This window comes from Streptomyces sp. NPDC087844, from assembly GCF_044742785.1.
Lineage (GTDB): Bacteria > Actinomycetota > Actinomycetes > Streptomycetales > Streptomycetaceae > Streptomyces.
On record NZ_JBIUVD010000003.1, the window covers coordinates 391,135 to 404,465 of the forward strand.

At 72.4% G+C, this 13,331-nt stretch carries 10 protein-coding genes; 4 read left to right on the forward strand and 6 right to left on the reverse strand.

The features are described 5' to 3' along the window. Positions 1-144 precede the first annotated feature (144 nt). The 3 genes from ACIOKD_RS08630 to rsmH form a co-directional block, all read right to left on the reverse strand. Positions 145-2,112 carry a peptidoglycan D,D-transpeptidase FtsI family protein gene (locus ACIOKD_RS08630; protein ID WP_402080085.1) on the reverse strand — a complete coding sequence of 656 codons (1,968 nt, stop codon included), beginning with the start codon at positions 2,110-2,112 and terminating at the stop codon, positions 145-147. 5 nt (positions 2,113-2,117) lie between these two features. Next, complete coding sequence (locus tag ACIOKD_RS08635) at positions 2,118-2,657, reverse strand: septum formation initiator family protein (protein ID WP_402080088.1); 540 nt, start codon at positions 2,655-2,657, stop codon at positions 2,118-2,120. Positions 2,658-2,753: 96 nt separating this feature from the next. Continuing rightward, positions 2,754-3,755, reverse strand: coding sequence for a 16S rRNA (cytosine(1402)-N(4))-methyltransferase RsmH (gene rsmH / locus ACIOKD_RS08640; protein WP_402080090.1), 1,002 nt, complete (start codon positions 3,753-3,755; stop codon positions 2,754-2,756). 462 nt (positions 3,756-4,217) lie between these two features. On the opposite strand from rsmH, the gene ACIOKD_RS08645 reads away from it, so the two are divergent. The 4 genes from ACIOKD_RS08645 (at position 4,218) to ACIOKD_RS08660 (ending at position 9,855) form a co-directional block, all read left to right on the forward strand. Next, positions 4,218-4,766: a beta-class carbonic anhydrase gene (locus ACIOKD_RS08645; RefSeq protein WP_402080093.1), complete on the forward strand. Its 549-nt coding sequence runs from the start codon at positions 4,218-4,220 to the stop codon at positions 4,764-4,766. Positions 4,767-4,970: 204 nt separating this feature from the next. Continuing rightward, the gene (locus tag ACIOKD_RS08650; RefSeq protein ID WP_402080095.1) at positions 4,971-6,008 is read left to right on the forward strand and encodes an AAA family ATPase; all 1,038 of its coding nucleotides are present in this window, start codon (positions 4,971-4,973) and stop codon (positions 6,006-6,008) included. Beyond that, positions 6,008-7,360, forward strand: coding sequence for a DUF58 domain-containing protein (locus ACIOKD_RS08655; protein WP_402080098.1), 1,353 nt, complete (start codon positions 6,008-6,010; stop codon positions 7,358-7,360). The genes ACIOKD_RS08650 and ACIOKD_RS08655 overlap by 1 nt, the downstream gene beginning before the upstream one ends. Next, complete coding sequence (locus tag ACIOKD_RS08660; protein ID WP_402080101.1) at positions 7,357-9,855, forward strand: DUF3488 and DUF4129 domain-containing transglutaminase family protein; 2,499 nt, start codon at positions 7,357-7,359, stop codon at positions 9,853-9,855. The genes ACIOKD_RS08655 and ACIOKD_RS08660 overlap by 4 nt, the downstream gene beginning before the upstream one ends. A 458-nt stretch (positions 9,856-10,313) precedes the next feature. On the opposite strand, the gene ACIOKD_RS08665 is transcribed toward ACIOKD_RS08660, so the two are convergent. From ACIOKD_RS08665 to ACIOKD_RS08675, 3 genes are all read right to left on the reverse strand, one after another. Then, positions 10,314-10,718: a DUF3040 domain-containing protein gene (locus ACIOKD_RS08665; protein WP_189779038.1), complete on the reverse strand. Its 405-nt coding sequence runs from the start codon at positions 10,716-10,718 to the stop codon at positions 10,314-10,316. A 274-nt stretch (positions 10,719-10,992) separates the two neighbouring features. After that, positions 10,993-11,820, reverse strand: a complete 828-nt coding sequence (locus ACIOKD_RS08670) for a class I SAM-dependent methyltransferase (protein WP_402080105.1) — start codon at positions 11,818-11,820, stop codon at positions 10,993-10,995. 779 nt (positions 11,821-12,599) lie between these two features. Beyond that, complete coding sequence (locus tag ACIOKD_RS08675) at positions 12,600-13,196, reverse strand: SAV_6107 family HEPN domain-containing protein (RefSeq protein WP_402080108.1); 597 nt, start codon at positions 13,194-13,196, stop codon at positions 12,600-12,602. Positions 13,197-13,331: the final 135 nt, after the last annotated feature.

Sequence of the window (13,331 nt, forward strand, 5' to 3'; positions counted from 1 at the left end):
ATGTTCCTGGTCGGTGTTCCGGGCGGTGCACGGGGTGTTCCGGCGGGTGCCGGTGGGTGACGACGAAGGCGTGGCCGATTTCGGTCGGGGCGTGAAGGGTCATGGCGTGAAGGGTCATGGCGTGAAGGGTCAGGGTGTGAAGGGTCAGGGTGTGAAGGTGACGGGGAGTCTGTCGGCCGTGTCCCCGGTAGGCGGTACCTGGAGGGTCTTCAGTGCGAATTCCAGGACCTCCTTGTAGACGGGTCCGCAGATCTGGCCGCCGAAGTAGCTGCCCTTGGTGGCGTTCTGGATGGCGCAGTACACGGTGACGCGGGGCTTGTCGGCGGGCGCGAATCCCGCGAAGGACGAGGTGTAGCCGCGGTAGCGGCCGGTGGCCGGATCCACACGGTTGGCCGTGCCGGTCTTGCCCGCCACGCGGTAGCCGGGGATACGCGCCTTGGCGCCGGTGCCCTCCTCGTCGTCCACGACGGACTCCAGCATGTGCGCCAGGGTCTTCGCGGTCTTCTCGCTGACGACCCTGGTCTTCTTGGCCTTGGCGGCGGGGGTGAACTGTCCGTCGGCCCCCTTGGTGCCGCGGACGAGTGTCGGTTCCACGCGTACGCCGCCGTTGGCGATCGTCGAGTAGACGGAGGCCGCCTGCATCGCGTTGACGGACACGCCCTGGCCGAAGGGGATCGTGTACTGCTGGGAGGTCGACCACTGGTCGGCGGGGGCGAGGATGCCCTTCGTCTCGCCGGGGAAGTCCAGGCCGGTGTATCCGCCGATGCCGAACTTGCGCAGATACGAGTGGAGGATCTGGTTGGCCTCCTGCTGGGTCCCGCCGAGCTGCCCGGTCGCCAGGATGGTGCCGATGTTGCTGGACTTGGCGAGGACTCCGTTGAGCGTGAGGTACCAGGTCGGGTGGTCGATGTCGTCCTTGAAGAGCCGGTCGCCGCGGTGCAGCCGGTTGGGCACGGTGACGTGCGTGGCGGGGGTGGCGGCGCCCTCCTCCAGGACGGCGGCCATCGACATCACCTTGGCGGTGGAGCCGGGCTCGTAGGCGTCCTCCAGGCTCCAGTTGTGCAGGGCTCCCCCGTCGGCCTTCGACAGGTCGTTCGGGTCGAAGCCGGGCGAGTTGGCCATAGCGAGGATCTCGCCGGTCCTGTTGTCCTGCACCACGACGTAGCCGCGGTCCGCGTCGGACTTCTCGACCTGCTCGGCGATGGCGTGCTGCGCGGCCCACTGGATGTCGCGGTCGATCGTCAGCTCCACCTCGGAGCCGGCCACCGCGGGCTTCTCGGTGGAACCGGCGGTCGGTACCTGCCGTCCGCCGGACTGGGCGTAGCGGATCTCGCCGTCCTTGCCGGACAGGTCTCCGTTGAGCTGCTGCTCGATGCCGCCGCCGCCCTTGCCGTCGGCGTTGACCCAGCCCAGTATCCCGGCGCCGAGGTCGCCGTTCGGGTAGACCCGCTTGCTGCTGGGCTCCTGGAGGACGCCCGCCAGGATGTTCGCGGGACCGCCTTCGCCGGCCTTCTCGGCGAGGGTGCTCTTGAGGTCCTTGATCTGCGTCCAGACCTCGGGGGTCTGGCGGCGGGCGAGCACGACGTACCGGGTCTTCTTCGTCCGGAGCTTGTCGGCGAGTTCGTCGGTGTCCTTGCCGAGGATCGGGCCGAGCAGGGCGGCGGCCTGCTCGGGCGCGTCGCCGATCTCCGTCGCCTTCCTCGTGAAGAGCGTGGGGTCGGCGGTGATGTCGTTCGCGTCCACGCTGATCGCCAGGTCGACGCCGTTGCGGTCGGTGATCCCGCCGCGCGCGGCGGCCAGGGTGCGGCTGAGGTACCGGTTCTTCTCGGCCTTGGCGGTGTATTCGCTCGCGTCGACCGCCTGCACCTGGAGAAGCCGCACGAAGAAGGCGATCAGTACGAGGGCCAGGGCGAGGCTGACCAGGCGCAGCCGCGGACGGGGGCTGCCCAGCCGGATGACGCGCGGCGCCTTGGTGCGGGGCGGCGCGGGACGGCGTGCGGGACGGGCGCCCGGCCCGGGGCGGCGCTGGCTGCCGGGTTTGGCGGGGCGGGCGGGCTGCGCGGACCGGGCGGGCGCGGGCACCCTGCGGCGCGGGGGTTCCCTGTCGGACACTTCCGTCACCTGCCGGGAATCGTAGAGGTCGGCGTGGGCTGCGCGGCGGTCTCCGTGGCCGGCTCCGGCGCCCCGGTGAGCGGCCCGGTGGACGTCGGGCCGGGTTCCGGGGACGTCTCGGCCGCTTCGGGGGCCGGCGCCTCGGGCGGGCGGATCACGGGCACGTACACGGACGACTGCTCGGCGGCCGGGCTGGGTACACCGCGGACGGTGCCGTCGGGGTCGAGGAAGGCCGGATCGCCGCCGGGCACCATGCCGAGCTCGCGGGCGCGGCGCTGGAGGGCGTCGGGGGCGGAGTAGGCGTCCACGTCACGCTGGAGCGCCTGTTCCTCGTCGGTGAGGCTCTTGGTGTCCTTCTGGAGGTCGTCGAGCTGGAACGAGCCTTCACTGAGCGCGGAGTTCAGCACCAGGAGTCCGATGAGACCGCCCCCGAGCAGCAGCACGACCAGGAGGACGAAGGGCGTACGGGCCGCCTGTCCTGAGCCGGTCGGGAAGAGCCGCGCGAGCCGGGCCGCTCTCCCCCTCAGTTCGGGTTTCCTATTCACTCACCCTCCAGGTGAGTTCGGGTTCCTGGCCGGTGGGTCCGGGTTTCCGGCCCCTGTGCCCGGTGAGTTCGGTTGTCCAACTCACACACCCTTGCGTCACTCGGCGTCCTCCCTGATGCGCTGCGCCCCGCGCAGCCGCGCGGGAGCGGCCCGCCGGTTCTCCGCGACCTCTTCCTCGGTGGGGAGTTCGGCACCGCGCGTGAGCAGCTTGAGCCGGGGCTGGTAGCGCTCGGGGACGACCGGCAGTCCGGGCGGCGCGGTGTTGGCGGCGCCCGCCGCGAACACCTGCTTCACCAGCCGGTCCTCCAGCGAGTGGTACGAGAGCACGGCGATCCTGCCTTCGACGGCGAGCGCCTTCACGGCGGCGGGGATCGCCCTCTGCAGGACGGTGAGTTCGCCGTTGACCTCGATGCGCAGCGCCTGGAACGTGCGCTTGGCGGGGTTGCCGCCGGTGCGCTTGGCCGCCTGCGGCAGGGAGTCGCGGATCAGTTCGACGAGCCGCGCGCTGTCGGTGAACGGCTCCTTGTCCCGCTCGCGGACGACCGCGGACACGATCCGCTTGGCCTGCTTCTCCTCGCCGTACGCCCGCAGGATCCGTACCAGTTCGCCGGGCGGGTAGGTGTTGAGGACCTCGGCCGCGCTGATGCCGGTCGTCTGGTCCATGCGCATGTCGAGCGGCGCGTCCTGGGCGTAGGCGAAGCCGCGGTCCGCGTCGTCGAGCTGCATGGAGGAGACGCCCAGGTCGAAGAGGACGCCCTGGACGCTCGCGAGGCCCAGGCGGTCGAGCACGTCGGGGAGTTCGTCGTAGACGGCGTGCACCAGCTCGGCCCGGTCGCCGAAGGGCGCGAGCCGTTCTCCGGACAGGCGCAGCGCCTCCTTGTCGCGGTCGAGGGCGATCAGGCGGGCCTCGGGGAAGCGGCTGAGCAGGGCCTCGCTGTGACCGCCGAGGCCGAGGGTGCAGTCGACGACCACGGCTCCCGGTGCCTCCAGCGCGGGGGCCAGCATGTCCAGGCACCGCTGGAGCATTACCGGGACATGTCGACTCTGTCCCTCCCGTCGCCCGCCACCGCCCTTGTTTGAATGCGCTTCGCGCCCCATTGAATCTGGGCCCTCTCAGGTCCGCGCGGCCGGTACGCACCGCCGGGTCCCCGCCCGCGCCCGCAGCCGTCACGGGGAGATGCCCCTCGGCTTGTCGAGGGGAAGGCCGGCCGGCGCCGGAAGCGTCAGCCGACCGGGAGCGGGAGGAGGCCGAGCCGTACGTACGCGCCGCGCACGCGGGGAGATCCCGGCAGGTCGCCGGGGCCTCCGGGGGTTAGCAGTCCAGCAGGGAGGACAGCTCGCCTCCCGCTTCGCGTCACTTTAGTCCACGGTGTCTCGCGGTCAATGAACCGGCCTGCGCGTCGCGACTCTCACCCGCGATCAAGCAAAAACCAGGTGTTTTCCACCCGAACGGGTGCACTCGGTCCACCCTTGTGGGTTACCTCACAACAACGCTCATTGATGTTCTTTGTCCCCTCTCACAGCGGGCCCGAACGGCACGTGCGCCTTACCGTCTTAGGTATGACGACTTTCCGTTCCGTTCCCACCGAGCCCGAGGGCGCCATGGCCCGTCCCGGCACCGTCACGGACCGCCTGGTCGAGGCCAACGAGCGGTACGCCGCCGCGTTCGCCGACCCGGGCATGGACGCCCGGCCGGTCCTGCGCGTAGCGGTCGTGGCCTGCATGGACGCCCGTCTCGACCTGCACGACGCGCTCGGCCTTGAGCTCGGCGACTGTCACACCATCCGCAACGCGGGCGGCGTCGTCACCGACGACGTGATCCGCTCGCTGACCATCAGCCAGCGCGCGCTCGGTACCCGCAGCGTCGTGCTCATCCATCACACCGGCTGCGGCCTGGAGTCCCTCACCGAGGAGTTCCGCCACGACCTGGAGATGGAGGTCGGCCAGCGCCCGGCGTGGGCGGTCGAGGCGTTCCGCGACGTCGAACAGGACGTACGGCAGTCGATGCAGCGCGTGCGGACCTCCCCGTTCCTTCTGCACTCCGACGACGTACGTGGTTTCGTGTTCGACGTGAAGACGGGCCTCCTGAGTGAGATAGACCCCACCTGACGCCAGGTGGACCCGGCCATAAAGCACAAGACCCGACATATCACGGCCAGTTATCCACAGGCGGATGACACGAACCGGTAACGGCAACAAGAATGCGTGTGTGGCGTCACGCGGAACTTTTCACGCGTGGCGTCCGTGTTCGGGGTGGGCCGGTCCGCATCGCAGCGTGTCGGCCCGGAGAAAGAACGGGCCGAGGAGGGCCGGGTGACGACCTATGACGATCGAGCGAGCCTTACAGATCTGACCGCCACTGTGGACAGAGTCCGCAGTTCGGTGGAGGAAGTGATCGAGGGCAAGCCTGAGGTCGTACGGCTTTCGCTGACCGTACTGCTCGCCGAGGGGCATCTGCTCATCGAGGATGTCCCCGGCGTCGGCAAGACCATGCTGGCCAAGGCATTGGCGCGGTCCATCGACTGCTCGGTGCGACGTATTCAGTTCACGCCCGACCTGCTGCCCTCGGACATCACAGGGGTGTCCATCTGGGATCAGCAGCGCAGGGAGTTCGAGTTCAAACCGGGGGCGATCTTCGCGCAGATCGTGATCGGCGACGAGATCAACCGCGCGTCGCCCAAGACCCAGTCGGCACTCCTGGAGTCCATGGAGGAGCGCCAGGTCACCATCGACGGGCACACCTACGAGCTGCCCAGCCCCTTCATGGTGGTGGCCACGCAGAACCCGGTCGAGATGGAGGGCACCTACCCGCTGCCGGAGGCGCAGCGGGACCGTTTCATGGCCCGGGTCTCCATCGGCTATCCCAGCCCGGAGGCCGAGTTGCAGATGCTCGACATCCACGGCGGGGCCTCCCCGCTGGACGACCTGCAGCCGGTGGCGCACGCGCACGAGATCCTCAAGCTCATCGACGCGGTCCGCACGGTCCACGTCGCCGACCCGGTGCGCCGGTACGCGGTCGACCTGGTCGGCGCCACGCGCAGCCACCCGGACCTGAGACTCGGCGCCTCGCCGCGCGCGACGCTGCATCTGCTGCGCGCCGCGAAGGCTTCCGCCGCTCTCAGCGGCCGGGACTACGCGCTGCCGGACGACGTGCAGGCTCTCGCCGTGGCGGTCCTTGCACACCGGCTGCTGCCCACCGCCCAGGCCCAGTTGAACCGTCGTACGGCCGAGCAGGTCGTCCTGGAGATCCTCCAGCGCACAGCCGTGCCCGCGGCGCCCCAGGCACCGGGCGGCCCGGCGATGGGCCGGGGCACGTCCGCCTTCGGCCAGCAGCCGCCGCGGAGGCTGTGATGACAGGCGGGGGGATGCCCGCGGCGTCGGCCGAGGAGGACCAGGGCGGGATGCGCACGGCTCTCGCCGGGCTCACCACGCGCGGCCGGTCGTTCCTGGCCGCCGGCATCGCGGCCGCCATCTGCGCGTACGTCCTGGGGCAGAGCGATCTGCTCCGGGTCGGGCTGCTGCTCGCCGTACTGCCGCTGGTCTGCACGGCCGTGCTGTACCGCACGCGCTACCGGGTCGCGGGCAGCCGCCGGCTCTCCCCGGCGCGGGTGCCGGCGGGCTCCGAGGCACGTGTCCATCTGCGGATGGACAACGTCTCGCGGCTGCCCACCGGGCTGCTGATGCTCCAGGACCGGGTGCCGTACGTGCTGGGGCCACGGCCCCGGTTCGTGCTGGACCGGGTCGAGGCGGTCGGCCGGCGCGAGGTGTCGTACCGCGTGCGTTCGGACCTGCGCGGGCGCTATCCGCTGGGCCCGTTGCAACTGCGGCTCAGCGACCCCTTCGGCATGTGCGAGCTGACCCGCTCCTTCTCCACGTACGACACCCTCACCGTCGTGCCGCGCGTGGAGCCCCTGCCGCCGGTCCGGCTGACCGGTGAGGCGAAGGGGTACGGCGACGGGCGGCAGCGCTCGCTCGCGCTGGCCGGCGAGGACGACGTGATCCCGCGCGGATACCGCTACGGCGACGACCTGCGCAGGGTCCACTGGCGGCTGACCGCCAGGTACGGCGAGCTGATGGTGCGCCGCGAGGAGCAGCCGCAGCGCTCCCGCTGCACGGTACTCCTCGACACCCGGGGCATCGCCTTCGACGGCGCGGGCCCCGACTCGGCCTTCGAGTGGGCCGTCTCGGGCACCGCGTCGACGCTGGTGCACATGCTCGAACGGGGCTTCTCCGTGCGCCTGTTGACCGACACCGGCACCTCGGTGCCCGGCGAGGGCGCCGACGGGTTCGCCGGGGCCAGCCAGGAGTCCGCGGACGCGGCGGGGCTGATGATGGACACCCTCGCGGTGATCGACCACTCCGACGGTACGGACCTGTCCCGGGCGTACGAAGTGCTGCGCGGTGGCAACGAAGGACTGCTGGTGGCCTTCCTCGGCGACCTGGACGAGGAGCAGGCGTCGGTGCTCGCCAGGATGCGCCAGCGCAGCGGCGGGGCGATCGCCTTCCTGCTGGACAGCGGGGCATGGGTGCGGGGCGCCCCCGACGAACAGGGCGAGGAGCGGCTTCGGATGCTGCGTGAGGCGGGCTGGACCGCTGTGGCCGTCCCGCCGGGCATCGGCCTGGCCGACCTGTGGCGGGAGGCGGACCGACAGCGCAGCGGCGTCGCGTCCACGGGCAGCACGGCAGGAGGCGGTGGCTCATGAGCGGGCGCGCGCGACTGGCCCTGTGCGCCGCGGCGGCGACCCTGATGGCGTCCTGCGCCCTGCTGCCGCTGGTCGATCCGGCGATCTGGTTCCTCCAGGCGGCGTTCCTGGTCGCGGTGCAGACCGGGGTGGGCGCGGCGGCCCGGCGGGTGCCGCTCGCACGGCCGGTGACGATCGCGGTGCAGGCGTTGGTGACCCTGATGCTGCTGACGCTGTCGTTCGCCCGGGAGCAGGCCGTCGCCGGGCTGCTGCCCGGCCCCGATGTCTTCCGCTACTTCGGTGAGCTGCTGCAGGCGGGTGCGGACGACGTCAGCCGGTACTCGATCCCGGCGCCGCTCTCCGACGGCATCCGTCTGATGATGGTCGGCGGGGTCGTGGTGATCGGACTCGCGGTGGACGCGCTCGCGGTGACGTTCCGCAGCGCCGCCCCCGCCGGACTGCCGCTGCTCGCGCTGTACTCCGTCGCCGCGGGCCTCGCGGACGGCGGCGCGGGATGGATCTGGTTCCTGCTGGCGGCCACCGGATATCTGGTGCTGCTGCTGGCCGAGGGACGGGACCGGCTCTCGCAGTGGGGGCGGGTCTTCGGCGGCGGGCCCCGCGCACCGGGCGGAGATCCCTCGGGCGGCGCGACCGCACCGGTCCGTACGGGACGGCGCATCGGCGCCGTCGCGCTCGGTGTCGCACTGGTGGTTCCGCTCGCCCTGCCCGCGCTCGACGGCGGGCTGCTGGACGCCGCTCGCACGGGCGTCGCCGCGGGTTCCGGCGGGGGCAACACGATCTCCGCGGTGAACCCGCTGGTCTCGCTGAGCGACAGCCTGAACGTGGACGAGGACCGCGAGGTCATGTCCTACCGCACCAACTCCGAGGAGACGCAGAACCTCTATCTGCGGATCGTCTCGCTCGACGAGTTCGACGGCACGGCGTGGAAGCCGGCCAAGCGCCATGTCGAGGACGTGCCGGGGTCCTTCCCGACCCCGCCCGGTCTCAGTGACGACGTCCAGCGCACCGAGGTGCAGACGAGGATCTCGGCGGCCGACTGGTACGCGCAGGACTGGCTGCCGCTGCCCTATCCGGCCAGCCAGGTGGGGATCAACGGCAAGTGGCGGTTCGAGCCCGTGGGTCGCACGCTCGTCGGCGATCACGGCCAGACGACCCGCGGTCAGGAGTACACGGTCAAGAGCCTGATCGTGCAGCCGACCGCGGATCAGCTAGCGAACGCGCCCGAGGCGCCGGAGGTACTGAAGCGCGAGTTCACCAAGGTGCCGAACTCGCTGCCGCCGGTGGTGGCCGCGACGGCACGGCGGATCACGGCGGACTCGGCCAACGACTACGAGCGCGCGGTGAAGCTGCAGGACTGGTTCGCCCTGGAGGGTGGCTTCACGTACGACACGGAGGTCAAGGTCGGCAGCGGGTCCCAGGCCATAGCGCGCTTCCTCAGGGACAAGGAGGGCTTCTGCGTCCACTTCTCCTTCGCGATGGCCTCCATGGCCCGCACGCTGGGCATACCGGCCCGGGTCGCGGTGGGCTTCACGCCTGGTTCGCCCAAGTCGGACGGCACGATGTCGGTGGGGCTGCGGGACGCGCACGCCTGGCCCGAGCTGTACTTCGAGGGCGTGGGCTGGACCCGCTTCGAGCCGACACCGAACCGGGGCTCGGTCCCCGAGTACACCCGCGCGGACACGCCCGGCGCGACGGTCCCCGACCCGGACGCGCCGTCGCGTTCCTCGTCCACGGCACCCTCCGCCGCCCCGTCGGGCAGCGAGGACTGCACGGCGGCCGAGAAGAAGCTGGAGCAGCCCTGCGCCGGTGAGTCCCCGCAGGCGGCGTTCGGCACGACGAACGACGATCCGCCGTGGTGGCTGTCCCTGCTCCTCTGGCTCGCGGGCGGGCTCGCCGTGGGCACCCTGCCGCTGCTGCCGATGCTGTGGCGGATACGGACCCGGTCGGTGCGGCTCGGTTCGCACCGCTGGTCCACGGCGGACGGCGGGGGCGCCGCGTCGGCGGCCGGGCAGGACGCCGGCGGCGACACAGCACGGGACCTCCGGCTCGAATCGCACGGCCTGACCGAGGCGCGCACCACGGCCGTCGCGCTGGAGGCCTGGCAGGAGGTCAGTGACACGGCGTGGGACTTCGGTATCCCTCCCGACGAGTCGCAGACCCCGCGCAAGGCGGCGGCGAGGATCGTCCGCGTCGGGCATCTGGAGCCGGAGGCCGCGGCCTCCGTCCACCGGATCGCCGACGCGGTGGAGCAGGTCCTGTACGCGCCGAGCCCCCGGCCGGCCCCGGGGCTGGGCGCCGATGTCCGCCGGATGACCCAGGGCCTGCGAGCCACCGCCGGCCGCGGTACGCGCCTGCGCGCACTGCTCGCGCCGCGCTCGTCCGTCCGGGTGGTGTGGGCGGCCTCCGAGAGGTGGTACGCGCTGAAGTACCGTGCCGCGGCCCGCTGGACGGCCCTGGTCCGGCGCCCGTCAGGACAGGGCGGCACCGGAGGCTGATCCGGCTGCCGAGCCGAGACCGCGATGAGGGGGCGCCGACCGTGTCCGGGTTGGCGCCCCCTCATCGCGGTCTCGGCTTCACGCCGGGGGCCTTGGCGCGCTGTACGGACTCACGCCGAGCGGCGCGCACGTCAGGCGAGACCCGGTCGGCCTCCCGCGCTGCTCGGCCCTCACGCCGGTCGCGACTCACGGCGGTCGCGACTCACGGCGGTCCTCGCGCTGGGCGGCCGTCACGTGAACGGCACTCCGGCCGGCCGCGGCTCCCGCCGGGCGCAGCTCACCTCGGGGCAGGTCACGCCGGCCGTCACGCCGGGGCGGCCTCACTCGCCGCGGCGGCCGCTCGTGGCGGCCGAACTCGTGGCGGCCGGGCACACCGAGGGCAGGCACGCTGAAGGGGCGGCCACCTCGACGGTGGTCACCCCTTCTTGCGTGCGTCTGTTCGGCCGGAACCCGGTGGGCTACTGGCCGCCCTGCTCGTCACGGCGCCGCTGCCAGCGCTGTTCGATGCGGTCCATCATGGAGCGCCGCTGCCGACCCTGACGACGGGCCTGCGGAGCACCTGGCGCACCCGCCGCGGGCTGTTCACCCGGCTTGGGGGCCTTGCGCCAACCGGTGACGGCGAGCACCGCGCAGCCCAGCATGACGAGAAAACCCACCACGCTGACCCAGATCTGCTGTGCGACCATTCCGGCCATGAGGAGCGCGATACCTACGAGGAAGCCGGCGACCGCCTGGTAGACCCGTCGCCGGGTGTACGTACGCAGCCCGCTTCCCTCAAGCGCTGTCGCGAACTTGGGATCTTCGGCGTACAGCGCTCGCTCCATCTGCTCGAGCATTCGCTGCTCGTGCTCCGAGAGCGGCACGGCGTCCTCCTCATCGTGCAGTCGCCGGGGCGACGGGGGGTCCCTTCAGGATAGGCAGGGAATCGCCCCCGTGAAACCCGCCCCTCTGCGCCAATTCGCCAACCGGAACCCGCCATGGCTTTCCGATCCGCTGAGGCGTAGATTCCCCAGCGACCGGCCCGTCATGCCGGACGGTCTCCCCCGATCATACGGCTCCGAGCGTCCGATCGGGGGGCCTGTGGCGTACTCCATCTGCTGTCGCGCCCCTGATCAGCGGTGCGACGCGGGTGGTGACTCACCCCTCGGCCGACTCCCGCGTCTCACCGAGCACATGAAGCTGCGTGGCAACGGAGTGGAAGGCGGCGAGTTCGGCGGCCGCGGTCTCCAGTTTCAGCAGGGCGTCCAGGGCGCCCGGCTCGGTGTCCACGAGGACCCCGGGGACCAGGTCCGCGAAGACCCGCACGCCGTGCACCGCACCGACGTCCAGGCCCGCGCCCTCGACCAGAGCGGTCAGCTGCTCGGCCGTGAAGCGGTGCGGAACGGGATCACCCTCGCCCCACCGGCCGTCCGGGTCACTCAGGGCCTGGCGGGCCTCCGTGAAGTGTCCGGCGAGGGCCCGCGCGAGCACGGCGCCGCCCAGTCCGGCGGCGAGCAGGCTGAGGACGCCCTCGGGGCGCAGCGCGCCGACGGCGTTGCGCAGGCCCTCGGCGGGGTCGTCCATGTACTCAAGGACTCCGTGGCACAGCACCGCGTCGTAGCCACCGCGCTCGACGACGTCGAAGAGGCCGTGCGCGTCGCCCTGGACCCCCTGGACGCGGTCGGCGACGTCGGCCTCGGCGGCCCGGCGCTCCAGCGCGAACAGCGCGTTCGGGCTGGGGTCCACGACGGTGACGCGGTGGCCGAGTCGGGCCACGGGCACCGCGAAGTTGCCGCTGCCGCCTCCCGTGTCGAGCACGTCCAGCGACTCCCGGCCCGTGGCCTTGACCCGACGGTCGAGGGCGTCCTTCAGAACGTCCCAGACCACGGCGGTACGCAGAGAGGCGCGGGGGCTGGACGGGCCGGAGCGCGGCGACGCCGGTTGAGGGCGGCGGTGGGAGACGGGCGGGCGCATCGGGTCCGACACGGCAGTTGACTCCTCGGCGCGGCACCGCCTCGGTGCGGCGGAGCGATGGGCATACCTCCCCCGCCGTGTCCGGCGCCGGGGAGATTCAGGCGTCCCAACCTTATTGCCTCACGCCCGCTGCCCAACCCCCCGTCTCGCGCGCCGGACGCCCGGCCCCTCACCGGCCGTGACCGCCGGACGGACATCCGGGCGGCCGTCCGGCGGACATCCGGGCAGACGTCCAGACGGTCGTCCAGACGGTCGTCCAGACGGTCGTCCGGGCACGTTCCGGGGACGCGTCCGGGCACGTTCCGGGGACGCGTCCGGGCACGTTCCGGGCGGCCGTCCAGACGGTCGTCCAGGCGGACGTCCGGGCAGCCGGGCAGGCGGGCAGGCGGGCAGGCGGGCAGGCAGGCAGGCAGGCAGGCAGGCAGGCGGTGCGACCGCCGGGTGGACCGCGATCGTTCCCGCGCCGTCTTCGTCCCCGCGCCGCCGTCGGCCCCACACCGCCGTCGGCCCGCTCGCCGGGCCGGAGCCGCAGCCCACGGCCAGACCCGGGTCCAGGGCCAGGTCCGCGTCCGGGTGCAGGGCCAGTCCGGGTCCGGGTCCAGGTCCAGGTCCGGGTCCGGGTCCGCGTCCGGCGGCCGGGTCCGGGTCCAGGTCCAGGTCCGGGTGAAGGTCCGGGTCCAGGTCCAGGTCCGCGTCCGGGTCCGGCGTCCGGGTCCGGCGGCCGGGTCCGGCGGCCGGGTCCGGCGGCCGGGTCCGGCGGCCGGGTCCGGCGGCCGGGTCCGGCATCGTTATCAGCCCGCGTCCGGGACGTCCTGCACGTCCCGGGGGTCCGGCGCGATCCGTGCCCCCTGGGAGGCCTGGCCTCCGCCCCGGCCGCCTTCGTGCCGTGGCTGGGGCAGGACCGGCTGGAGAACCAGCATGCGCTCGACGAGGCGGAGGAACATCGCCACGTCACGCAGCAGGTCGTCGGCGTCCCGGATGCTGGCGGCGCCCTGGATGCCGGCCTCCGCGCGGGCACGGCGGCGGGCTCCCGAGGCGAACAGCACGCTCCACTCGGCGAGTTCGGGCGCTATCTCGGGCAGCACTTCCCAAGCGCTCCGGATCTTGGCCCGGCGCCTCTCGGTGCTCTCGGGCCGGCCGCGGGCGGCGAGTACGGCCGCGGCGGTGCGCAGGGCGGCCAGGTGCGCCGTCGCGTACCGGTCGTTCGGCATTTCCAGCAGGGCCGCCTCGTCGAGTCCGGCGCGGGCCTGGGCGAGCAGATCGAGGGCGGCGGGCGGGGCCGTGGCACGGCGGAGCACGGGGTGCACATCGCTCGCCGGTCCGGTCAGTGAGGGGGCAGGGCCGGTGGCGCGGCGCCGACGGGCGGCGGCTGCGGAAGAGCTGGCCATGACGAACCTCCTGTCGTCGTGTGACGGCACACCCCAACGGGAGATGCCGTATGCGCCTATCGTGCGGTATGCCACTGACAATCCGTTCTGACCTGCACTTTTGCTTCGCTCATAGGTTCGGAGTAGTTTTTGCAC

Bases quoted from the DNA above. Each gene is read 5' to 3' on its own strand.
- rsmH (WP_402080090.1), bottom strand. From the start codon at position 3,755: ATGGGGCGCGAAGCGCATTCAAACAAGGGCGGTGGCGGGCGACGGGAG.
- ACIOKD_RS08645 (WP_402080093.1), top strand. From the start codon at position 4,218: ATGACGACTTTCCGTTCCGTTCCCACCGAGCCCGAGGGCGCCATGGCC.
- ACIOKD_RS08655 (WP_402080098.1), top strand. From the start codon at position 6,008: ATGACAGGCGGGGGGATGCCCGCGGCGTCGGCCGAGGAGGACCAGGGC.
- ACIOKD_RS08660 (WP_402080101.1), top strand. From the start codon at position 7,357: ATGAGCGGGCGCGCGCGACTGGCCCTGTGCGCCGCGGCGGCGACCCTG.
- ACIOKD_RS08675 (WP_402080108.1), bottom strand. From the start codon at position 13,196: ATGGCCAGCTCTTCCGCAGCCGCCGCCCGTCGGCGCCGCGCCACCGGC.